The sequence below is a fragment of the Bradyrhizobium zhanjiangense genome, from assembly GCF_004114935.1.
Taxonomy (GTDB): domain Bacteria; phylum Pseudomonadota; class Alphaproteobacteria; order Rhizobiales; family Xanthobacteraceae; genus Bradyrhizobium; species Bradyrhizobium zhanjiangense.
The window spans coordinates 5685309-5708024 of record NZ_CP022221.1 but is presented as its reverse complement, the minus strand read 5'-3'; the positions used below and the strand labels follow the sequence as shown (position 1 = coordinate 5708024).

Annotated in this window: 24 protein-coding genes; 6 read left to right on the top strand and 18 right to left on the bottom strand. The window is 64.8% G+C overall.

Translation table 11 applies throughout. From position 1 onward, the window contains the following. Positions 1–6: 6 nt before the first annotated feature. The 14 genes from XH85_RS27400 to XH85_RS27335 all read right to left on the bottom strand — a co-directional run bounded on the left by XH85_RS27400 (position 7) and on the right by XH85_RS27335 (position 13081). Positions 7–1233 carry an ABC transporter substrate-binding protein gene (locus XH85_RS27400; protein ID WP_128934300.1) on the bottom strand — a complete coding sequence of 409 codons (1227 nt, stop codon included), beginning with the start codon at positions 1231–1233 and terminating at the stop codon, positions 7–9. A gap of 287 nt (positions 1234–1520) precedes the next feature. After that, complete coding sequence (locus XH85_RS27395; protein ID WP_128934299.1) at positions 1521–2261, bottom strand: SDR family NAD(P)-dependent oxidoreductase; 741 nt, start codon at positions 2259–2261, stop codon at positions 1521–1523. A 142-nt stretch (positions 2262–2403) separates the two neighbouring features. Then, positions 2404–3927 (bottom strand): amidophosphoribosyltransferase, encoded by a 1524-nt coding sequence (gene purF / locus XH85_RS27390; protein ID WP_091895062.1) that lies wholly within the window; start codon positions 3925–3927, stop codon positions 2404–2406. 27 nt (positions 3928–3954) lie between these two features. Beyond that, complete coding sequence (locus XH85_RS27385) at positions 3955–4584, bottom strand: CvpA family protein (protein WP_091895012.1); 630 nt, start codon at positions 4582–4584, stop codon at positions 3955–3957. 167 nt (positions 4585–4751) lie between these two features. Then, entirely contained in the window at positions 4752–6197 is a 1446-nt protein-coding gene (gene radA, locus XH85_RS27380; protein WP_128934298.1) for a DNA repair protein RadA, read from the bottom strand. Positions 6198–6216: 19 nt separating this feature from the next. Further along, a complete protein-coding gene (locus XH85_RS27375; protein ID WP_128934297.1) occupies positions 6217–6945 on the bottom strand; it encodes a sulfite exporter TauE/SafE family protein in 729 nt (242 codons plus the stop codon). A 57-nt stretch (positions 6946–7002) separates the two neighbouring features. Beyond that, entirely contained in the window at positions 7003–7920 is a 918-nt protein-coding gene (locus tag XH85_RS27370) for a ribokinase (RefSeq protein ID WP_128934296.1), read from the bottom strand. Between the two features lie 10 nt (positions 7921–7930). Further along, complete coding sequence (gene rpiB / locus XH85_RS27365; RefSeq protein ID WP_128934295.1) at positions 7931–8377, bottom strand: ribose 5-phosphate isomerase B; 447 nt, start codon at positions 8375–8377, stop codon at positions 7931–7933. Between the two features lie 66 nt (positions 8378–8443). After that, entirely contained in the window at positions 8444–9238 is a 795-nt protein-coding gene (locus XH85_RS27360) for a transporter substrate-binding domain-containing protein (protein ID WP_128934294.1), read from the bottom strand. Positions 9239–9257: 19 nt separating this feature from the next. Then, positions 9258–10016, bottom strand: a complete 759-nt coding sequence (locus XH85_RS27355) for an amino acid ABC transporter ATP-binding protein (protein ID WP_128934293.1) — start codon at positions 10014–10016, stop codon at positions 9258–9260. 1 nt (position 10017) lies between these two features. Continuing rightward, positions 10018–10686: an amino acid ABC transporter permease gene (locus XH85_RS27350; RefSeq protein ID WP_164940274.1), complete on the bottom strand. Its 669-nt coding sequence runs from the start codon at positions 10684–10686 to the stop codon at positions 10018–10020. A 7-nt stretch (positions 10687–10693) separates the two neighbouring features. Beyond that, on the bottom strand, positions 10694–11377 hold the full coding sequence (locus XH85_RS27345; protein ID WP_128934291.1) for an amino acid ABC transporter permease: 684 nt from the start codon (positions 11375–11377) through the stop codon (positions 10694–10696). Positions 11378–11387: 10 nt separating this feature from the next. Further along, positions 11388–12308, bottom strand: a complete 921-nt coding sequence (locus XH85_RS27340; RefSeq protein ID WP_338025672.1) for an NAD(P)-dependent oxidoreductase — start codon at positions 12306–12308, stop codon at positions 11388–11390. Between the two features lie 32 nt (positions 12309–12340). After that, the gene (locus XH85_RS27335; protein WP_128934289.1) at positions 12341–13081 is read right to left on the bottom strand and encodes a FadR/GntR family transcriptional regulator; all 741 of its coding nucleotides are present in this window, start codon (positions 13079–13081) and stop codon (positions 12341–12343) included. Between the two features lie 526 nt (positions 13082–13607). On the opposite strand from XH85_RS27335, the gene XH85_RS27330 reads away from it, so the two are divergent. Further along, positions 13608–13976, top strand: a complete 369-nt coding sequence (locus tag XH85_RS27330; RefSeq protein WP_128934288.1) for a GFA family protein — start codon at positions 13608–13610, stop codon at positions 13974–13976. 124 nt (positions 13977–14100) lie between these two features. On the opposite strand, the gene XH85_RS27325 is transcribed toward XH85_RS27330, so the two are convergent. Beyond that, on the bottom strand, positions 14101–14871 hold the full coding sequence (locus XH85_RS27325) for an exodeoxyribonuclease III (RefSeq protein WP_128934287.1): 771 nt from the start codon (positions 14869–14871) through the stop codon (positions 14101–14103). Positions 14872–14910: 39 nt separating this feature from the next. Between XH85_RS27325 and XH85_RS27320 the strand changes: the two genes are divergently transcribed. Further along, entirely contained in the window at positions 14911–15129 is a 219-nt protein-coding gene (locus tag XH85_RS27320) for a cysteine rich repeat-containing protein (protein WP_128934286.1), read from the top strand. Positions 15130–15288: 159 nt separating this feature from the next. On the opposite strand, the gene alr is transcribed toward XH85_RS27320, so the two are convergent. Next, positions 15289–16551, bottom strand: coding sequence for an alanine racemase (gene alr, locus XH85_RS27315; RefSeq protein ID WP_420837916.1), 1263 nt, complete (start codon positions 16549–16551; stop codon positions 15289–15291). Between the two features lie 72 nt (positions 16552–16623). After that, positions 16624–18129 carry a replicative DNA helicase gene (locus XH85_RS27310; protein WP_091895028.1) on the bottom strand — a complete coding sequence of 502 codons (1506 nt, stop codon included), beginning with the start codon at positions 18127–18129 and terminating at the stop codon, positions 16624–16626. Positions 18130–18679: 550 nt separating this feature from the next. Here XH85_RS27310 and XH85_RS27305 point away from each other — a divergent pair. Beyond that, on the top strand, positions 18680–18886 hold the full coding sequence (locus XH85_RS27305; protein WP_128934284.1) for a transcriptional regulator: 207 nt from the start codon (positions 18680–18682) through the stop codon (positions 18884–18886). Between the two features lie 105 nt (positions 18887–18991). Here the strand turns inward: XH85_RS27305 and XH85_RS27300 are convergent, their stop codons facing one another. Beyond that, positions 18992–20242 carry an SAM-dependent methyltransferase gene (locus XH85_RS27300; protein WP_164940273.1) on the bottom strand — a complete coding sequence of 417 codons (1251 nt, stop codon included), beginning with the start codon at positions 20240–20242 and terminating at the stop codon, positions 18992–18994. Positions 20243–20522: 280 nt separating this feature from the next. On the opposite strand from XH85_RS27300, the gene XH85_RS27295 reads away from it, so the two are divergent. The 3 genes from XH85_RS27295 to XH85_RS27285 all read left to right on the top strand — a co-directional run bounded on the left by XH85_RS27295 (position 20523) and on the right by XH85_RS27285 (position 22697). Further along, positions 20523–21512 (top strand): hypothetical protein, encoded by a 990-nt coding sequence (locus XH85_RS27295; protein ID WP_128934282.1) that lies wholly within the window; start codon positions 20523–20525, stop codon positions 21510–21512. Positions 21513–21621: 109 nt separating this feature from the next. Beyond that, positions 21622–22218, top strand: coding sequence for a TetR/AcrR family transcriptional regulator (locus tag XH85_RS27290; protein ID WP_128934281.1), 597 nt, complete (start codon positions 21622–21624; stop codon positions 22216–22218). A gap of 11 nt (positions 22219–22229) precedes the next feature. Next, positions 22230–22697 (top strand): PaaI family thioesterase, encoded by a 468-nt coding sequence (locus XH85_RS27285; RefSeq protein ID WP_128934280.1) that lies wholly within the window; start codon positions 22230–22232, stop codon positions 22695–22697. Positions 22698–22716 lie beyond the last annotated feature (19 nt).

The following is a 22716-nucleotide window of genomic DNA, read 5'->3' as shown; positions in this document are numbered from 1 at the left end:
TCTCGCTTACTTCTTCACCAGCGGGCAATCGCTATCCTTGAGCGGCTTGGCCGCGTCTTCCGGTGCGATGGTGGCGACCAGCTTGTAATAGTCCCACGGTCCCTTCGACTCTTCCGGCTTCTTCACCTCGAACAGATAGGCCGGGATGAGGCGGCGGCCATCGGCGCGCAGCGGGCCCTTGCCGAACAGCGGGTCGTCGGTCGGGAGCTCCTTCATCTTGGCGACGACCTTGGCGCCGTCATGCGGATTGCCGCCAAGCGCGTCCATCGCCTTCAGGTAATGCAAGATCTCGGCATAGAGGCCGGCGACCGTCATCGAGGGCATCGATCCCTTCGGCGAGACCTTCTGGAAGCGCTTCGACCATTCGCGCGTCTGGTCGTTGAGATCCCAGTAGAAGGACTCGGTGAAGGTCAAGCCCTGCGCGGTCTTCAGGCCGAGCGAGTGCACGTCGTTGATGAACAGCAGGAGCGCCGCGAGCTTCTGACCGCCGGAGACGATGCCGAACTCGGCGGCCTGCTTGATCGCGTTCGTGGTGTCGCCGCCGGCGTTGGCAAGGCCGATGATCTTGGCCTTCGAGGACTGCGCCTGCAGCAGGAACGAGGAGAAGTCGGCCGTGTTGAGCGGGTGCTTGACGCCGCCGAGCACCTTGCCGCCGGTTGCCGTGACAACGGCGCTGGTGTCGCGCTCCAGCGCATGGCCGAAGGCGTAGTCCGCGGTCAGGAAGAACCAGCTGTCCCCGCCCGCCTTGGTCAGCGCCTTGCCGGTGCCGTTGGCGAGCATGTAGGTGTCGTAGGTGAAGGAGATGGTGTTGGGCGTGCAGGCCTTGCCGGTGAGATCTGCAGTGGCAGCACCCGAATTGAGCAGCACCGAGTTCTTTTCCTTGACGAGGTTGCTCACCGCAAGCGCCACGCCCGAGCTCGGAGTATCTGCGATGGCGTCGACCTTGTCGGCGTCGATCCATTGCCGGGCGATGTTGACGCCGATGTCGGGCTTGTTCTGGTGGTCACCGGAGAGGACCTCGATGGTCCAGCCCTTGGCCTTCAAGCCGGAATCCTCGACCGCCATCTTCACCGCGGCGACCGAGTTCGGGCCGCCGATGTCGGCATAGAGGCTCGACATGTCGTTGAGCACGCCGATCTTGACGGTCTTGTCCTGCGCGTAGACGGATGTGGCAAAACCGAAAGCGGCACAGGCCAGAAGGGCCGCGGAGCGGCGTGCGAATGTCGTGGTCATGAAAGGTTTCCTCCATTGTCAAATATGCGGACGGCTCTCTTGCGAAGCCTTGTTTCCGGCTGATGGCTCTAGCCTGTCCCACGGCCGGCGGCAATGCGCCTAAAGCCGGATGACGCTGTGTCGTAGCGTCATCCATCGGTTAACTTTTGGGGAAAATGCGTTGAGACGCTATTTGAGAGCGTCCGATGTCAGCTTGAATTTCTGGATGCGCTTTCGATCTTGCCGATCCGGGTCACGAACTTGCCGTTTTGCGTGAACGTCAAGATTGCGTTGTCGGTCCGCGTCAATCAAGCCGGCGCGCGGAAGCTCATCAGGCTGCGCGTCTTGTAATCGTAGAACTTGCCGGTCTCGGTCCAGTCAGGCGCGCACATCGGCACGATGAATTCGGCGACCTGCTCAGGCGTGTCGAGCGCCGCCGGATCCTCGCCCGGCATCAGGGTGGCGCGCATGCGGGTGCGGATCGGGCCGGGGTTGAACAGGTTGACGCGCAGCTTCGTGTTCGCGGTTTCCTGCGCCCAGGCGCGGGCCAGCGTTTCCAGCGCGGCCTTGGACGCCGCGTAGGGGCTGACATAGGCGGTGGCCTTGTTGGCGGCACCCGAGGTGATGAACACGGCGCGGCCGGCATCGGACTGCTTCAGCAGTGGCTCCATGCAGCGGATCAGCTGGAAATTCGCGGAGACATTCACGGCCATCACGTCGTTGAAGGCCTTCAGCTCGATATGGCCGATCGGCGAGGAGGGCCCGAGCACGCCGGCATTGCCGACCAGGATGTCGAGCTTGCCATAGCGCTCGTGCAGGCCGGCGCCCAGCCGCGCGATGCCGTCGGAATCGGTGAGGTTGAGCGGCACCAAGGTGGCGCTGCCGCCGTCCTTCCGGATCTCGTCATCGAGCTCTTCCAGCCCGCCCTGCGTGCGCGCCACCGCAACGATATGCGCGCCGGCCTTGGCCAGCGCGCGTGCCGTGGCATAGCCGATGCCGCGCGAGGCGCCGGTGACGAGAGCGATGCGGTTGGCGAGGGGTTTTGTCATGGCAAAGTTCTATTCATCGTCGTCCTGGCGAAAGCCAGGACCCATACGCCGGGTTTGTTTGGCTTCCGAAGGCGGTGTCAGACCTTCTTCGAGCCATTGAAGCCTGTGGTAATGGGTCCTGGCTTTCGCCAGGACGACAGGATCAGCTCGCCTCCGCCAGCAGCGACAATTGCCGCGGCTGCGGCTCGGTCTGGGTCTGGTCGGTGAGGTGGGTCGGATAGGCCCCGGTGAAGCAGTGATCCGAGAATTTCGGATTGGCGGGGTCGCGGCCGGGCTCGCCCATGGCGCGGTACATGCCGTCGATGGACAGGAACGCGAGCGAGTCGGCGCCGATGATCTCGCGCATCTCCTCCAGCGAATGCGTCGCGGCGAGCAGGCCACCGCGGTCGGGCAGGTCGATGCCGTAATAATCGGGATAGAGGATCGGGGGCGAGGCGAGGCGGAAGTGCACTTCGGTTGCACCCGCATCGCGCATCATGCGCACGATCTTCTTCGAGGTGGTGCCGCGCACCAGCGAGTCGTCGATCAGGATGATGCGCTTGCCTTCGATCGCGGCGCGATTGGCCGAGTGCTTCATGCGCACGCCGGATTCGCGGATCGCCTGCGTCGGCTGGATGAAGGTGCGGCCGACATAGTGGTTGCGGATGATGCCGAGCTCGAACGGCACGCCGGAGAACTGGCTGTAGCCGACCGCGGCGGGCACGCCGGAATCCGGCACCGGCACCACGACGTCGACCGGCACGTGACTCTCGCGCGCGAGCTGTGCGCCGAAATTCTTGCGCACCTCGTAGACCGAGCGGCCGTGGACGATGGAATCCGGACGGGAGAAGTAGATGTATTCGAAGATGCAGGGGCGCGGCGCCATCGGCGGGAACGGCTTGTGGATGTCCTGGCCGTTCTCGTCGAACACGATGACTTCGCCCGGCTCGATGTCGCGCACGAAGCGCGCGCCGATGATGTCGAGGGCGCAGGTCTCAGAGGTCAGGATCGGGCAGCCGTCGAGCTCGCCGAGCACGAGCGGACGGATGCCGCGCGGATCGCGCGCGCCGACCAGCTTCTTGTTGGTGAGCGAGACCAGCGCATAGGCGCCTTCGATCTCGCGCAGCGCGTCGACATAGCGCTCGATGAAGCGGCTGCGCTTGGAGCGCGCGACCAGATGCAGGATCACCTCGGTGTCGGTGGTCGACTGCATCATCGCACCGCTCTTCACCAGCTCGCGGCGCAGCGTCAGGCCGTTGGTGAGGTTGCCGTTATGCGCGACCGCGAGGCCACCGGCATTCAGCTCGGCGAACAATGGCTGTACGTTGCGCAGGATGGTGGCGCCGGTGGTGGAGTAGCGGACATGGCCGACCGCCATGTTGCCGGGCAGGCGGTCGATCACCTCGTGACGGGAGAAGGTGTCGCCGACGAGGCCGAGGCGGCGTTCTGAGTGAAAGCGGTTGCCGTCGTAGGAGACGATGCCGGCGGCTTCCTGGCCGCGGTGCTGAAGGGCGTGGAGACCGAGCGCGGTGATGGCGGCGGCGTCCGGGTGGCCGTAGATGCCGAAGACGCCGCATTCCTCGCGGAGCGTATCCCCCTCCAGGTCGTCCTGGACCTCCAGAGCGGCCGGGCCCAAACCGGCCGTTGGATCGAGATCAAGCTGGGCGTCCTGGTCAGGGTGTCGCATCTCGTCCGCGCCTTTCTCTAGGGCCAATCAACGCGCTGCAGGTTTCTCGATCAGCTTTTTCAGGCTGTCACGAGCGGGTTTACTGTATCCGTCGCCACTGCCCGAAGGCTGCTGCTCGGATTCAGCTTGATCATCATCTGGTTTGTTTTTCTTGAATCTCTTCAAGATGGTGTTCTCGGGGTCGTCGGGCAAGAGGGCCATCAGCCAATCCCCGGTTCCCTGGAGCACCACGCGGGACTTGGCTCCGGTGACCCAGTCCGGACGCTGCTTGTCCGGAACCAGCCAGGTGAAGAACAGGAAGGCGACTACGACGATCAAAAGCCCGCGAGCAAGGCCAAACAGGAAGCCGAGGGTGCGGTCCAGCGCGCCGATGCGCGAATCCAAGATCATGTCGGAGATCCGCACGGTGATCACGGAGACCACGATCAGGGTGCCCACGAACACGCCGGCGACCACGACCACGCTCGCGACCGTGTCGTTGTTGAAATAGGCCTTGGCGGTCGGCAGCAGCTTCGAGAAGGAATACAGCGTCACGATCGCGGCCGCACCCCAGGCAGCGATCGACAGGATTTCGCGCATGAAGCCGCGGACCATCGCGAGCAGGCCCGAGATCAGCATCACACCGAGCAGGATCAGGTCGAGGAGTGTAACTGGCATCGGCTGGTCTGGTCCGCTCGTACTCTCAAAGGTGCTCAGCGAATCGGTGCTTGGCCGCTGCCCTAAAAGAGGGGCAGACGGCGTTCCCGGCAAGGCCGCAACCACGCAATCCCGTGCTGCTTTTGTGACGGCTGTATAGCGGCGGGGGCCTCCGACGTCACCTCCGGCTAACCATCTCCGCGGCGGAATCTTGCTGGTGTGGCATTTTTCTCTGCCGGGCCGTTCGATTCGCCCCGGCGCGAGCCGCGGGCGGCGATTTCGGCGACCAGTGTCGTCAGGCTGTTGACCGCGTTCAGCGACAGTCCGGCGTCTCCTCCGGTCTCGCCGCGGGCCGATTCGGGCAGCACGGCGCGCTGGAAGCCGAGTTTTGCCGCTTCCTTCAGCCGGGCCGGGGTCTGCGCCACCGGGCGGACCACGCCGGAGAGCGAGATCTCGCCGAAATAGACGGCATCGGTCGGTAACTGCGCATTAACCAGGGATGACACCAGCGCCGCCGCCGCGGCGAGATCCGCCGCCGGCTCGTTGATGCGCAGGCCACCCGCGACGTTCAGATAGACGTCGTGCCCGGACAGCTTGACCCCGCAATGGGCTTCCAGCACCGCCAGCACCATCGACAGCCGGCTCGGGTCCCAGCCGACCACGGCGCGGCGCGGGGTGCCGAGCGAGGTCGGGGCCACCAGCGCCTGCAATTCGACCAGGACGGGCCTTGTGCCCTCGATCCCCGCGAAGACGGCGGTGCCTGGCGTGCCGAGATCGCGCTCGGACAGGAACAGCTCGGAGGGGTTGGTGACCTCGCGCAGGCCGAGGCCCGTCATCTCGAACACGCCGATCTCGTCGGTCGGCCCGAACCGGTTCTTCACGGCGCGCAGGATGCGGAATTGCTGCGAGCCTTCGCCCTCGAACGACATCACGGCGTCGACCATGTGCTCGACCACTCGGGGGCCGGCGATCTGGCCGTCCTTGGTGACATGGCCGACCAGGATGATGGCCGCGCCGGTCTTCTTGGCAAAGCGGATCAGCGCCTGCGCCGAGGCGCGGACCTGGGTCACGGTGCCGGGCGCGGATTCCACCGTGTCGGTCCACATGGTCTGGATCGAGTCGATCACGATCAGCCGGGGCACCGCGCCCTCCGACAGCGTCGAGACGATGTCCTCGACCGAGGTCTCGGCGGCGAGCTGCACCGGCGCATCCGACAGGCCGAGCCGCTCGGCGCGCAGGCGCACCTGCGCGACCGCCTCTTCGCCGGAGATGTAGACAACGCGGTGACCGGCGCGCGCCAGCAGGCTGGTGGCCTGCGTCAGCAGCGTCGATTTGCCGATGCCGGGATCGCCGCCGACCAGGAGCACCGAGCCGCGGACGAAACCGCCGCCGGTGACGCGGTCGAGCTCGGTCATCCCTGACGAGAGGCGCGGCGCATCCGGGCTTTTCCCGGCGAGGCTCTCCAGCGCAAAGGTCCGGCCCTTGCGCTTGGAGCGGATCGACACCGGCACACTGCCACTGGTGTCCTCCTCAGCGAGCGTGTTCCACTCGCCGCACGATTCGCACTTGCCCTGCCAGCGGTTATAGGCCGCGCCGCAGTTCTGGCAGACGAAGGAAAGACTGGATTTGGCCATGGGGAATAGCGAGTCGTGCTCAAGGAGATTGCGCCGCGTTCCATAGCATGGAGAGCCCGGCCGCGACCATGATCGCGTCCATCAGCAGGCGAAACATCTCCGGCTTCAGGTGCAGCACGAAGCGCTTTGCGATGAAGGCGCCCGACATCAGCGAGCCGCCCGCGATCAGGCCCTTGACGAAGACCTCGCCGGTCAGCGCGCCGAAGCGCTCGAACGTCACGGATTTCGCGAAATAGAGCCCGAGCGAGGAGGCAGCTTCAGTGGCGAGGAAGGCGCCCTTGCTGAGCCCGTAGAACAGGAACAGCGGCACGCTGAGCGGGCCGGTCGAAACCACGATGCCGGTGAGATAGCCGATGATTGCGCCGCCGATGGCGAGGTGCCAGAGACTGGCCTTGAGGTCGTGCCGCGCCAGCCAATGCCGCACCGGCACCATCGCGATCAGGAAGATGCCGATGGTGAGATCGACGGCATGCGAGGGCAGTGCCAGCAGCGTTCGCGCGCCGAGCGCTGCGGCCGGAATGCCCGTCACCGAATAGGCTGCGCAAGCCCGCCAGTCGACCTCGCGCCACCACGCCAGGATCCGTGAAAAATTCGCCATCACGGAGGCCACCGCCATGATCGGCACGGCTTCCTTCGGCCCATAGGCATAGACCAGCACCGGCATCAGCATGATCGACGAGCCCGTGCCGACGATGCCGGAAATGGTGCCGGCGATGAGGCCGACGCTGAGGACGAAGAGAAAGGCCAAGACGATCTCCGCGAATCGGGAGAGTTTAGCCGTGGTCAGCGATGCGGGCGATCCGTTCTAGGCGAGGGAACCCAATGCGCTGCGCATCGGCATGCCGGTCTGTGCGCCGGCCTTGAGGCACTTCAATGCGGCCGCTTCGCAGCTCACCTCGAGCGCGCGTTGCAGCGGCACGCCCTCGCTGACCATCGCTGCGAACGTGCCGACGAAGGTGTCGCCGGCGCCGGTCGTGTCGACCGGGGTGATGCGCGGCGTGGAGGCGTGCAGCGGGGCGCCGTCGGTGGTCATTGCCAGCGCGCCCTGCGCACCTGCGGTCACGATGCAGGTGAGGTTGCCGGCCTTGGCGAGGTGCATAGCAGCCGTTTCGTAGCTGGCCGCCGCAAGGCCGATGGCCGCTGCGGCATCCATTGCCTCGTGTTCGTTGACAAGCAGATAGTCGGTCACAGCGAGAAGCTCTGTCACCATCTCACCGGTCATCTTCTCCGGGACCGGTGCGAGATTCCAGATCACGGTGCCGGAAACCGATTTGGTTTTGCGCGCAGCCTCCAGCGCTTGTGCAAAGGGCACCTCCATTTGAAGCACGAGCACAGTGTCGGAACTGAAGAGGTCGGTCGGGAGGTCATTGGCACTCGCGGTGATGTTGGCGCCGCTGGCCACCGTAATCGCGTTCTCGCCGGCCTGATCGACCGTGATGAACGCACAGCCGGTCGGTTCATGGGCCCTGACGATGAGATCGGCGTCGACACCATTGGCCCTGAGATTCTCGATCGCGCTGTCGCCAAACCCATCCCGGCCGACGCGGCCCGCCATGCGCACGCGTCCCGGTCCGGCGATCCGCGCGGCGGCGACCGCCTGATTGGCGCCCTTGCCGCCGAAATGGGTCCGGTAGGATGGCGCCAGCACAGTCCGGCCGGGACCCGGAATGACCGGGACCTCCGCGACGAGATCGATGTTGAGCGATCCAAACACCAGGATCATGGAGGGGCCGTCAGCCTTGCTCGTCCATGACGCGCAGCTTCTCGACGCGGCGGCGGAAATCCTCGTCGGTGGAGAATTCGGCGGAGAGATAGGACGAGACCAGATCGACGGCGAGCCAGGCGCCGACGATTTGCGCGCCGATGCACATGACGTTGACGTCGTCATGCTCGACGCTCTGATGGGCGGAATGGACGTCGTGGCAGACCGCGGCGCGGATGCCCTTCATCTTGTTAGCCGCGATCGCGGCGCCGACGCCGGTACCGCACACCATGATGCCGCGCGCGGCTTCGCCCGACGTCACCTTCTGCGCCACCGCGCGCGCGATGTCGGGGAAGTCCACCGGCTTGTCGTCATGAGAGCCGACGTCGATGATTTCGTGGCCGAGCTTGCGGATGTGATCGATGACCGTCTGCTTGAGCGGCCAGCCGGCGTGGTCGGATCCGATGACGAGACGCATGTAAGGTCCTTCTTGATGTTGCATTGACCGTGACAGCCGCGTGCGGCCGTCACGGCTTCCTCTGGTTCAGCTGCGCATTTCGGGCGGCAGCTCGACACCATGGAATTTCTTGTAGATCGCATTCAGCTTGCCGTTCTTGACGTTCTCGGTGATCCAGGCGTTGAGCTTGTCCATCAGGCGCTGCTCGCCCTTCTTCAGGCCGATGGCGAGATCGAAGGTCGCCAGCGGAATCCTGGATTCGAACACGCGCGAGGGGTTCTTCACCCCGATCTGGTTGATGATCGTCGCCGACGAGGCGACGCAGTCGACCTGACCGGAAACGGCCGCCGTCACCATGGTGGCATCGTCGTCGTAACGGGCGATCTTGAGCTCCTTGTCCTTCATGTTGGACAGGGTGGTGTCCTGGGTGGTGCCACGCGAGACGCCGATCGACTTGTCCTTCACGTCGGGCCAGTCCTTGACGGTCGACGATTTCAGGCAGCCGACATCGGATTGCAGCGTCGCATAGCGCTTGGTGAAGTCGATCACCTTGGCGCGGTCGGGCGTCACCGACAGGGTCGAGATGATGATGTCGGCCTTGCCGGTCAGGACGTTGGGGATACGGGTCGCGCCGGTGGTCTGGATGAACTCCAGCTCGAGCCCCCAATCCTTGGCGAGCAGCTGCGCCACTTCGACGTCGGAGCCGGTCGGCTTCATGCTGGAATCCATCATGCCCGAGGGCGGGATGGCGAGGTCCGTCGAGATGCGGATCTTCTTCGCTTTCGTGATGTCGTCCAGCAAATCGGCCGATGCCGGCGTCGCGGATATCATGACGAGGCAGCACAGCGCGGTGGCCGTGCCCAGCAAGGTCTTGTTGGTCATCCCTAGTTCTCCTCTCCTGTTATGATTTCAGGTTTCCAGTGCCCACGAATTGCGTGAGTTCGGGCGTCGTCGGCGACGTCAGGATCGAGGCGGGGCCGGTCTCGTGGACCTTGCCGCGATGCATGAACACGATCCGGTCAGCGATGCCTTTGGCAAAGCCCATCTCGTGGGTGACCATCACCATGGTCATGCCATCAGCCGCCAGTTGCTCGATCACCTTCAACACCTCGGCGGTGAGTTCGGGATCGAGCGCGGAGGTGACCTCGTCGAACAGCATCACCTTCGGCTGCATCGCCAGCGAGCGGGCAATCGCGGCGCGCTGCTGCTGTCCGCCTGAGAGCTGCTCGGGATAGGCGTGCAGCTTCTCCTCGAGCCCGACCTGCGCGAGCACTTTTCGCGCGAGGTCCTTGGCGTGCGAACTTGCCATGCCCTTCACCGTGCACGGCGCGAGCGTGATGTTCTGCTCGATCGTGAGGTGCGGAAATAGATTGTAGCTCTGGAACACGATGCCGACGTCCTGGCGCAGTGCGCGCAGATCAACATCGGGGCGGTCGACGCGGTGCCCGCAGACGACGATCTCGCCGCCGTCGACCTTCTCGAAGCGGTCGATGCAGCGCAGCGCCGTGCTCTTGCCGGAGCCGGAGCGGCCGATCAGCGCCAGCACCTCGCCGCGCGCGACGGCAAAGGAGACGCCGTCGAGCACCCGGAGTGGACCAAAGCTCTTCTGCACGTCGCGGAGCGACACGATCGGTTCGGAGGAGAGGGCGTTCTGCTGCATGTCAGGCTGTCGCGAGGTTGGACCTGCCACGCCCCATGCGCCGTTCCAGCCTCTGGCTGAACAGCGACAGGGGATAGCACATGGCGAAGTAGGTGACGGCGATGATGGCGTAGATGGCGAACGGCTCGAACAGCGAGTTGTTGACGATCTGGCCCGAGCGCATCAGCTCGACGAAGCCGACGACGGAGGCGAGCGAGGTATTCTTGATGATCTGCACCATGAAGCCGACGGTCGGCGGCGTCGCGATACGGATCGCCTGCGGCAGGATCACTTTCATCATGCGCTGGGTCCGGCTCAGCGCCAGGCCTTCGGCGGCTTCCCATTGCGGCTTCGGCACAGACTGGATGCAGCCGCGCCAGATCTCGCCGAGATAGGCGGCGACGTAGAGTGTCAGCGAAGCGCCGGCGGCAGCGAGCGGCGAGACCTTGAGGCCGATGGCGGCGAGGCCGAAATAGCCGAGGAACAGGATGACGAGCAACGGCGTGCCCTGGACGAGCTGAACGTAGATGGCGCTGGCGATCCGCACCGATTTGAGCGGCGATATGCGCGCCAGCGCGATCACGAAGCCGACGATGCCGCCGCCGATCAGCGCGATCATGGACAGCCCGATTGTCCACAGCGCGCCCTGGCCGAGGAACATCAGATGATTGATGTTGAGATGTCCGCCCATGGTCATCTCACAACGGCGTGCCGAGCCGGCGCCGGCGCGGAAACAGCACGAGGCCAAGGCCCCAGAAGCCGGCACGCATCACCAGCGACAGGATGACATAGAGCACGGCGACGATGATGTAGGTCTCGAAGGCCCGATAAGTGTCCGACTGGATGTAATTCGCGACCGCGGTGAGCTCTTCGGCCGAAATCTGCGAGCAGACCGAGGAGGCCAGCATCAGCAGCACGAACTGGCTGGTCAGCGCCGGATAGACCTTCTCGATCGCCGGCAGGAGGATAATGTGCCAGTAGATCTGCAGGCGCGACAGCGCCAGCCCCTCGGCGGCCTCGATCTGTCCGCGCGGAATCGCCTCGAAGCCGGCGCGCATGATCTCGGCGGTATAGGCGCCGACATTGATCGTCAGCGCGGCCACGGCCACGCTGAAGGCGGAGTACTTCAAGCCAAGGCTGGCGAGGCCGAAATAGACCAGGAAGATCTGCACCAGCAGCGGTGTGTTGCGGATGGTCTCGACATAGACCTTGCAGGTGCCCGCGATCAGCGCGTTGTGCGTGCCGCGTCCGACCGCCGCGAGGGTGCCGAGCAGGGCGCCGAGCACGGTCGCGAAGAACGCCAACTCCAATGTGAGGGCGGCGCCGGCCAGGAAACTTGGCCAACGCTCCAGCACTGCGGGAAAGTCGAGTTGGAGGCTCATCGTCGTCGGTTCAGCCGGTGACCTGGTTGGTCATGCGGTCATAGACGCGGAACAGCGCCTGGTTGCCGTTGCTGCCTTCGCCATGGGCGCGCGCATCGACGTACTGGCTGGTGACGAGCGCGGTGCCGGGCAGCGGCACGTTCAGCGCCTGCGCGTGCTCCTGCACCAGGCGGAGGTCCTTCAGCATCAGATCGATGCGAAAGCCGGCGCCGTCGTCGCCTGCGATCATGGAGGGGCCGAGCTTGTCGAGCATCCAGGACGCCGCAGAGCCTCCGAGCAGCACCCGGCGTAGCAGGTTGAGGTCGACCCCTGAGGCCCGCCCGAGCGCGAGCGCCTCGCAGATCGCCTGGATGTTGATGCCGCAGATCAGCTGATTGCAGAGCTTGACGGTCTGGCCCGCGCCGGACGCGCCGACATGCGTGATGGTCGTGCCCATCGCGCGGAAGAACGGCTCGGCCTGAGCGAAGGCGGCCGCATCGCCGCCGGCCATGATCGAGAGCGCAGCGTTCTTGGCACCCACGGGCCCACCCGAGACCGGCGCGTCGATGAAGCTGACCCCGGCCTTTTGCAGGTCGGCATGGATGCGACGGACGGCAACCGGCGAGATCGTGCTCATGTCGACGATCAGCTTGCCGGGAGGAGGGGATTTCAGGAGGCCGTGCTCGCCGTAAATGGTCGCCTCGACGTGCGGGGTGTCGGGCAGCATGCTGATGACGATGTCGGCGCCTTGCGCGGCATCGGCGGGGCTCTTGGCGCGGGTTGCGCCTTCCTTGACGCTGTCCGCCAGCGCGGTTTCGTTCAAATCGAAGACGCGGACCGCGTGGCCGGCCACCAGGAGGTTGCGCACCATCTCCCGTCCCATCGTGCCGATGCCGATGAAGCCGACATTGCCCTTGTCGTTCCGTCCCATGTTGTCAGTCCGTTTCTTGATTGATTGCTTCTTGGTTGGCTGGCCGTCCGTGATCAGCCCGAGGCGCTGGTCTTGTCGATGTCGCCGACGACGGCGCGCCGCCGGTATTCGTCGCCGATGGCAAAATGCTTGCGCAGCGTCGCGTCCGCGCGCTCCGGATCACGTGCAATGACCGCTTCGAAGATGCGGCGGTGATCATCGATCAGATAGGTCTTCATCGACGGGAAGGCCTGCACCAGCTCGCGGCGGCTGCGATGCGAATGCGTCAACAGGCCCGCCATCGAACTGTGCAAGACCGTCAGCGTCTCCGAATGCGAGGCGACGACGATGGCGCGGTGGAAATCGAAGTCGGCCATGCCGCCGGCATCAGCTTCGTCGATCGTTTCTCCGATCTTTGCCAGCGCGCGCTGCAGGCGTTCGAAATCGGCGATGTTGGCACGTTCGCAGGCGAGCCTGATCGCCTGGCATTCGATCGCGACGCGGGCCTGCATGACATCGTCGAGCATGTCCGCCTGTTGGGCGAGCGCGAAGGTGAAGAAGTCATTCAGCACGGAGACGTCTGGCCGCGTCACCACGGTGCCGATGCGGTCGCGGATCTCGACGATGCCGAGCACGGTGAGGGCGCGCAGCGCCTCGCGGACGATCGGCCGGCTGACACCGAGCAAGGTCGCCAGCTCGCGCTCGGAGATCAGGCGGTCGCCAGGCTTGAGCGAGCCCGCAAGCAGGCGTTCGCGCAAGAAGGCGAACACCTTCTCGAACCCCTTTTCGCCCTCGGTGGCCCGCTTGAGTTCCATCCCAGTCCTTTTGGTCTGATCTTGGTCATACCAGTATGATAACCAAGGCGCGGAGGTCAAGAGGCCTTAGCTAAACGAGGGTGGAAATGGGCGACCGGCGTTGAGGCGGCGGGCTTCGGAGCCAACATTCATGCCCCCGCTGGTGGGCCGCGAGGGCTCTGTTCCGCGAGCCCGCAATTACACAATCCGATTTGGTGTACCGCGCCGATGCCGTGTTGAACCGATCCGTTGATCTGGCGGTGACGAGGAGGTTCGCTGGCGAAACATGGCGGCTGAAGCGCGATAGCGACCGCGCGAGCGCATGTTGGCAGCGTCGGGAGAATTCTTCGATGATGACATTCTGCCGGTGTTTTGCCCGACGAGTCAAATAAGATTTCGGATTTTACGTAAATTGTTGAGCGGACAGGGGTCGGCTACTTTGCATGGGGTTGTTTTTCAGGTTTTTGTTTTAGGCGTCCCGCTGCTGACAGCATGTTGGCAGCAGGAGCCGGCTACGACCATCTCCTGACAAAACGGAGAACGGGTCATGCCGATCGAGGCAAGCTGTCATTGCGGTGAGACGGTGTTCGAGGTGACGGAGGCGCCTTCGAGCGTGACGCGCTGCACCTGCACGCTATGTGCCAAGCGCGGCGCGCTATGGGCCTATTACACGCCGGTGCAGTTCCGCCTGCTGTCGCCGGCGGAAAACGTCGCGACCTATCTCTGGGGCAGCCGCACCGTCAAACATCATTTCTGCGCGAGCTGCGGCTGCGGCACCTATTCGGAGTCGCCGGACTGGTCGACCGGCAAACCCGATTTCGACAATCCCAAGGTCGCCGTGAATGCGCGCCTGTTCGACGATTTCGATCTGGAGGCCGTGCCGGTGAACGTGATCGACGGCAGGAATTTGTGGTGAGCCCACAGTTTCGTAGGGTGGGCAAAGCGTTAGCGTGCCCACCATTTCGACCTCGGTGAGGATAGAGATGGTGGGCACGGCGCTATGCGCCTTTGCCTACCCTACGGGCCACGGCATCGTCGACCTATTTCAACTCCACCCACGCCGGCGCGTGATCGCTGGCGCCATCCTCGCCGCGGATCATCTTGTCGACGCCAGCTTTGACCAGCCGCGGGGCGAGGGCAGGGCTGAGCAGGAGATGATCGAGCCGCAGGCCCGCATCGCGCGGCCAGCGGTTTCGCTTGTAGTCCCAGAACGTGTAGATGCGCTGTTCGGGATGCAATTCGCGGATCGCGTCGCACCAGCCTTGTTCGACCAGCGAGGCGAATGCCGCGCGGCTCTTCGGCTGAATCAGCGCATCCTTGTCCCATGAGCGGGTCGGATAGATGTCGATCTCCGTGGGGGCGACGTTGTAGTCGCCGGCGAGCACCACCGGCAGATCCTGCTTGATGAAGCTCTTGGCGTGGCGCTTGAGCCGCGCGAACCAGTCGAGCTTGTAATCGAATTTCGGCCCGGGCTGCGGATTGCCGTTCGGCAGGTAAATGCTGGTGACGATGATGCCGCGCACGGCGGCCTCGATGTAGCGCGCCTCGTGATCATCGGCCTTCCCCGGCAAGCGATCGCGGGTGAGCACCGGCTCGGCGTTGCGAGCGAGGAGGGCGACGCCGCTCCAGGTCTTTTGTCCACGCCAGACTGCGCCATAACCGGCTTTTTCGATGGCCGCCGCCGGAAATTCGCCATCACTTGCCTTCAACTCCTGAAGCGCGACGACATCGGGCTTCGCCACGCGCAGCCATGCCAAGAGATTGGGCAGGCGGCGATTGATGTTGTTGATGTTGAATGTCGCAATCTTCATGTAGGGCTAACGCTTCTGCCTTCCGATACCGGAGACACAATGTCCAAGTTGAGCTTTGTTGCCGTCGCACTCGTCATCGCGTTCTCCGGAGCCGCATCGGCACAATCGTCCGATCCGCGCGGCGCGTGCAAGGCGGACTATGACAAATTCTGCGCCGGCATCGCGCCGGGCGGCGGCATCGTCGCATGCCTCAACGGCAAGCGCGACCAGCTCACTGCGACCTGCAAGGCGGCGCTGGACAGCAGGAAGAAGAAGTGAGCCGCCGCTCTCGTGTCCCGGACGCGGCGCAGCACGCAGTGATGCGACGCTGAGCCGGGGCCCAGAGAGCGACACCGTACGATGTGGAGAGATGGGCCCCGGCTCTGCAACGCACCGCTGAAGTAGCGCTGCGCTGCGTCCGGGGCACGCGCGTATCGCTCAGCTCGGCAACGGCGGCGGGCTCGCCGGCTGCTCGACCGGCGGCGGCGAGGACAGCTGCTCGGAAGCCTGTGCTGGGGGCGCCGGCTTTGCCAGCGGCTCCACGACGTTGCCGCCCTTGTAGATGCGGGCGTAGCGGTGGCCGAGGCTGGTCAGCACCTCATAGCCGATCGTGCCGAAATGATGCGCGAGCTCGTCGACGGTGATGCCCTCTCCGAGCAGCGTCACCATGTGGCCACGCCGCGCCGCGTTCGGCGGCAGGTCGGTGATATCGATTGCGATCAGGTCCATCGAGATGCGGCCCGCGACCGGGCAGCGTTTTCCGGCCACGATGACTTCGGCGCCGCGGGTGCCGTCATTGGAGCTGGCGGCGCGGAAATAGCCGTCGGCATAGCCGACCGCGATGATCGCGAGCTTGGTCGGCCGCCGTGCGGTCCACGTGCCGCCATAGCCGACGCTCTCGCCGCGATCGATGGTGCGGATCTGCACGATGCGCGCCTTGAGGTCGACCACCTGTTGCATCGGATTGTCGGCCTCCGGCGTCGGGTTGACGCCGTAGAGCGCAGCCCCCGGCCGCACCATGTCGAACTGGAAGGGGGCGCCGAGGAAGATGCCGGAGGAGTTGGCGAGCGCGGCCGGCACGCCTGAGAACTCGCTGGCGATGCCGCGGAAGGCGGCGAGTTGTCTTGCATTGACCGGGCTGTTGAGCTGCTCGCCCGAGACCAGATGGCTCATCACCAGCGTAATGCCGTGATCGCCGGCATTGATGCGGGGGATGATGGCCTGCGCTTCCGCAAGCGTCAGGCCCAGCCGGTTCATGCCGGTGTCGATGTGAACAGCGGCGCCTCCGTTCCAGCCGCTGCGGCGGCAGAACACGTCCCATTCCGCAAGCTCGTTGAGATCGCCGATCACGGGCCGGCAGTTGATCTTCGCATAGTGCTCGCCGGTGTTCTGGAAATAGCCGCCGAGCACGTAGATCGTGGGCTCCGGCACAGCCTCACGCACCTTGCGCGCTTCCTCGATGGTGGCAACGAAGAAGGTCTTGCAGCCGGCCCTGCTCAGCGCACGCGCGACTTCGGGGGCGCCGCAGCCATAGGCGTCGGCCTTGATCACCGCCGCGCATTCGGCCGGCACCGCCGTCTTCTCGAGCTTGCGCCAATTGGCGATGATGGCATCGAGATCGACGGTGAGCACGCCGCCATAGGCAGCGAGCGCGGCAGCCTGATTGGCCTCCGCGGAGAGAGGACCGGATTGCGAGATCATTTTCGGGTCGGACGCCATTGTCATGACGCCGTTTTACGCAAGAGGCCCGAGTGGTTCAACCCGGGGAACACTCTAGTAGTCGCTGCGATCCGGCAACTGGCCGTCATGGGCGAGGTCGCCGAAGCGGGTGACCGAGGCATCGAAGTGTAGCTCGACCGTGCCGGTCGGGCCATGGCGCTGCTTGCCGATGATGACTTCGGCCCGGCCGACCGTGCGTTCCATGTCGGCCTGCCATTTGGCATGCTCCTCGGTGCCGGGGCGCGGCTCTTTCATCGCGAGGTAATATTCCTCGCGGAACACGAACAGCACGACGTCGGCGTCCTGCTCGATCGAGCCGGATTCGCGCAGGTCCGAGAGCTGCGGCCGTTTGTCGTCACGCGATTCCACCTGACGCGACAGCTGCGATAGCGCGATCACGGGAACGTTGAGCTCCTTGGCCAGCGCCTTCAGGCTGGTCGTGATCTCCGTGATTTCCTGCACGCGGCTGTCGCTGGCGCGCTTGCCCGAGCCGGACAAGAGCTGGATGTAGTCGATCACCAGGAGGTCTAGGCCCTTCTGGCGCTTGAGCCGGCGGGCGCGCGCCATCAGCTGCGCGATCGACAGGCCGCCGGTGGCGTCGACATAGAACGGCAGCGATTGCAGCTCGATCGAGACCTGGCGGATCTTCTCGAAATCGGCTTCCGAGATGCCGCCGCGGCGGATGTGGGAGGAGGGGATGCCGGTGCGCTCGGCCACGATACGCGTGGCGAGCTGGTCGGCCGACATTTCGCAGGAGAAGAAGCCGATCACGCCGCCATTGGCGGCCTTCATGGTGCCGTCGGCCTGGAGTTCCGGAACATAGGCTTGTGCGACGTTGTAGGCGATGTTGGTCGCAAGCGAGGTCTTGCCCATGCCGGGACGTCCCGCCACGATGATGAGGTCGGAGTGCTGCAAGCCGCCCATCTTGGTGTCGAGGTCGCGCAGGCCCGTCGAGATGCCCGACAGCTTTCCGTCGCGCTGGAATGCTTTCGCCGCAAGATCGACGGCGACCGTCAGCGCCTGCGAGAATTTCTGGAAGCCGCCGTCATAGCGGCCGGACTCGGCGAGTTCGTAGAGGCGGCGCTCGGCGTCCTCGATCTGCGCCCGCGGCTGGAAATCGACCGGCGCGTCATAGGCGACATTGACCATGTCCTCGCCGATGCCGATCAGGTCGCGCCGCAACGACAGGTCATAGATGGTGCGGCCATAGTCCTGGGCATTGATGATGGTGGTCGCTTCGGCCGCGAGCCGCGCCAGATATTGCCCGATGGTCATGCCGCCGACGTCGGTGTCGGCGGGAAGGAACGTCTTCAGCGTGACGGGCGTCGCGATCTTGCCCATCCGGATCAGGCTGCCGGCGGTCTCGAAAATGGTCTGGTGCAGCGGCTCGAAGAAATGCTTCGCCTCCAGGAAGTCGGAGACGCGGTAGAAGGCGTCGTTGTTGACCAGGATCGCGCCCAGGAGGCTCTGTTCCGCCTCGATATTATGCGGCGCGCTCCGATAGGCGGGAGTCCCGGCGTCGGGCGCGAGTTTGAGAACGTTCGAATCAGTCAGGGCCATGGTCGGACGTGCTTAGCAATTTTCTTGGGCGGATGCGGGGCGCGATAAAGCGCCGCCTCGGCCCAAAGCGGAAGCAAAAGCTGACCGCTATCAACCGCTCAGTGAAAATGGTGGATGATTGGTAGCCGCAGCACGCCCCGCGCTTGACGGATTTTCGCGGAACCAGATGCCGCTTGGAAGCGGCCGCACCCCGCGCCACGGAAAAATCCTGCAGCCGTGAACCTTATGGATTGGCGCGCAGACCTATCGAAGAACGCGCGAATTGACGCACGCTGGGAGCTTTCGGCTCGGCTTCAGACCAGCAGGAGGTAGACCAGCGCAACCAAGGCCGCCCCGACGCCGGTGACGATCAGGGCGTAATCGGTGCGGACGTCGTCCTGCACGTCGAATGAGGTTTGGGTCTCTTTGCTCATGGCGACGATCTAAGTCAGGTCCGACCAGACTTATGTGAAACAGATCACATCTTCCCGGATTCTTTCGGGGTAGAGCCGGAACAGGCCGGCGGGCAGGGGGTTGTCCCCGACGCGCCAGCGGGAAGACGAGGCAAGCAATGCGGCCAGAACGGCAGCAGCAGATATGGCGGAGCGAAGCAGGCAGCCGGCTCTGGCTCGCGGGACTGATCGCGGCCATGGAGCACGCCGAGCGGCCTGAAGTGCGGCGTCAGCCGGTCGCACCCGAGCTTCTCGTCGAATTGCGGGCGCAACTGGCGTTAAACGCCTCTTTCCGGCTCTCCCAGATTTCGACCCTGCGTCACTAGAGCATGATGCGGAAAAGTGTGCAGCGGTTTTCCGAAAAGATCATGCTCAAACAATAACCTAAAGCGCGATGACGATTCATCCTAATCTCATCGCGCTTTTAGAGCTTATTCACCTGCCAGCTTCAGCCTGGGCTTGGCGCCGCCCTCGATGGCCCGCAGCCGGGCTTCTTCGCGCGTGACGTAGTCGCGCGTGATCGGCACCACGCCCTGGCGACGGGTGAGCTGGATCTGGAAGTTCATCATGGCCTGCTTGCGGAAGGTCATTTCGCAGGCCGCCAGATAGAACTCCCACATCAACGCGAAGCGCTCGTCGTAGAGCTGCACGGCCTCCTCTCGCCGCGCCATGAAGCGCTCCCGCCAGGCTTTCAGCGTCTCGGCGTAATGCAGGCGCAGGATCTCGATGTCGCAGACCAGCAGGCCCGCCCGCTCGATCGCCGGCAGCACCTCGGACAGAGCGGGGATGTAGCCGCCGGGGAAGATGTATTTGGCGATCCAGGGATTGGTCGAGTCCGGCCCCTGCGAGCGGCCGATCGAGTGCAGCAGCATGACGCCGTCCTCGCTCAAGAGCTCGGCGCAGCGCTGGAAGTAGGTGTCGTAGAAGCGGGCGCCGACATGCTCGAACATGCCGACCGAGACGATGCGGTCGAATGGTCCGTCGATGTCGCGGTAGTCCTGCAGCAGGAATTTGGCCGAGCCCGTCAGGCCCTTTTCGGCGGCGCGCGCATTGGCGACCTGCAATTGCTCGGTCGACAGGGTGATGCCGGTGACGTCGGCGCCCGCGATCTCGGCGAGATAGAGCCCGAGCCCGCCCCAGCCCGAGCCGATGTCGAGCACGCGCTGGCCACTCCTGACGAGCAGCTTTGCGGCGATGTGCCGCTTTTTGGCGAGCTGCGCATCGTCGAGCGTCGTCTCCGGCGTCTCGAAATAGGCGCAGCTATATTGCTTGTCGGCATCGAGGAAGAGCGAATAGAGCCGGGCGTCGAGATCGTAGTGGTGCGCCACGTTGCTGCGGGCGCGCGAGCGCGGATTGAACTGCTTCAGGTGGCGCGTCAGATAGCGCAGGTGCCACCACGGTTTTGCCCACTGCGGCAATAGGTCGGGTTGATCGAGCAAGATCGCGAGGGCATCAGCTATGGTGCCGCGTTCGACCACGAATTCGCCGTCCATATAGGCCTCGCCAAGCCCGAGCTCGGGATTGATGAGGATTTTCCGCTCCGCATCCGCCGTAATGAAGCGTACCGCGACCGGTTCGCCAGAGCCGTCGCCGACAGTAAACGTCGCCCCGCTTGCGCTGGTCAGCATCATCGACCCGCGGCGGATGAATTGAGACAGGAATCTACGCAACAAACGGTCCATCGACACCTTCCTCTCGAGCGGACCCGAAGAGATGCGACTAACCCGGCCTTTACATTTGACGCTCAGGGTCCCGCTCAGGTTCCTATGCGTTTGCATCTAAATCTAGGTGAGCAGGTCCGGCTCCGCTATTGCGCTGTGTTCAAAGCCGATATTCGAAAAGCGCTTAATCACATCCTTGCGCGCGGACCTGCTTCCATTCGCGGCTCAATCGGCTAAAAGGTGACCGCCGCCGCGCGGGATGCCGGCTGCACCTCTCGGATTTCAATGGAGATGATGGGAAATGTCGAGCCGAGCGCTCAGTCTCGCGACGGTACTGCTTCTGATCGGCTTCGGCGTGACCGATACCGTTCTTGCGCAGGCAACGAACCTCGAGGCCGGCAAGACTCCGTCCCAGCTCTTCGCGCAGACCTGCAATGCCTGCCACAAGAGCCCCCGCGGGCTTCTCAAGTCCGTGGCGCCGGGTTCGCTGCCGGGCTTCCTGCGCCAGCACTACACCACGAGCTCGGACATGGCGGGCATCCTCGCCTCCTACCTCGTCTCCAACGGTGCCTCCGACACCCGCTACCAGGCCAAGGACGGCAAGGACAAGAAGGACAGCGCCAAGGATAGGGAAGCCAATACGGCTCCGGGCCAGTCCGAACATCAGGGCCGCCGTCAGCGGTCGCAGGAGGCCGCCAAGCCGGAGGGCGAGGGGGCCGCTCCGGCGGCCGAGGGCGCGCGCCAGAAGCGTGCCGCGCGTCCGGCCGAGGAGGGCACGAAGTCCGAGGGCCAGGCAGCACCGGAGGGACGCAAGGCCAAGCGCCGCGGCAAGCCCGGGACTGAGGAGGCACCGAAGGTCGACGCCGCCGCGCCGGCCACTGAAGACAAGAAGAGCGAGCCGAAGGCCGAGTCAAAGCCTGAGACGGCCAAGCCCGACAGCGCCAAGGTCGAGCCGGGTCGTGACGAGGCAAAGCCCGACAGCGGCAAGGCATCCGAGAAACCCGCCGAGGCCACGCCCGATAGCGCGAAGGTCGAGCCGAGCGGCAGCGAAGCTCCGGCGCTGCGCCCCGATCCGGTCCCGCAGGTGACGCCGTCTGCACCAACGGCCGTGAAGCCGGCCGAGCCGAAGCCGGCGGAAGAGGCCGCTCCCAAGCCAGCCGCGCCTGCCGCCAATTCCGAACCGGCACCCGCGGCCAAACCGCAGGAATCGGCGCCGCCCGCGACCGCTGCAGCCCCGCCCGCAGCGCCAGCCGAGTCCTCCGGCTCGCCGGCGCCGCCGATCTCGCGCTAAGCCAATCCACATTTTCCAATCGACACTGCAGAGGCCGCGCATCGCGGCCTCCGCACTGTCTTGACCGATGCTAGAGCGTGGCTCTAGAGTAATACTCTAGGGGGTCTCGATGACGGCGAGCATGCGTGATGACCTGTTGGAGGCCGGACTAATCGTATTCGACCGCGTCGGCTTCGAGGCTGCGACGGTGGCCGCGATCCGCACCCGGGCGCGCGCCTCCAATGGCAGCTTCTTTCATGCCTTCGGATCGAAGAAGGAGCTCGCCGGCGCGCTGTTCCTGGAGGTGCTGCGGCACTATCACGCCGCGGTGCTGGCTGCGCTCGATCCCGTGCCCGATGCGGAGGAGGGTATCGATCGCCTGATCCGGGCGCATCTCGACTGGGTCGTCACCAGCCGGCGCGAGGCGCGCTATCTCTTTGAGATCTCGCGCAGCGAATGGGGCGAGGACGTGCGCGACGGCCAGCGCGCGCAGAACGCGCGCCTTGTCGAAGGCATCGAGCGCTGGCGTGCGCCGCTGGTCGCGCGCGGCGAGCTGCGGCCGATGACGCCGGTGATGTTCGTCAGCCAGCTGATCGGCCCGGCCCAGATCTTCTGCCGCGCCTTTCTGTCGGGACGCGAGCGCGCCGATCCGCGCATCGAGGCCGACACGCTGATCGCCTGCGCCATCCGTGCGCTACGGCCACTCGATCGCATCGACAAACAATAGGGAGAGACAGCATGCGAGCCGAAGCGGACCCCGAATTCGCAGCCGTTGCCGAGCGCATCCACGCCAATGTCGGCCGGCAGGGCTTTATGAATCTGGTCGGCGCCGAGCTGTCCGAATTGTCGCGTGGCACCTGCACCATCGCCGTAGAGCGGCGGCCGGAACTGCTTCAGCAGCATGGCTTTTTCCATGGCGGCGTGACTGCCTTCCTGGTCGACAACGCCACGACGATCGCAGCCGCCACCTCGCGCGGCCAGCCGGCGCTAACGGCGGAATACAAGCTCAATTTGTTATCGCCCGCGGTCGGCGAGAAGCTGATCTGCCGGGCAAGAGTGATCAAGCCGGGCCGTCAGGTTGCCGTGGTCGCGGCCGACGTGTTCTGCGTCAGCGATGGCATCGAGAAGCATACGGCGACCGCGCTCGCCTCGATCGCGATGTTGAACGAGGACGTCGCCGCCAAAACGAAAAGCCCGGCCGCCTGAAGCGACCGGGCTGATCCAT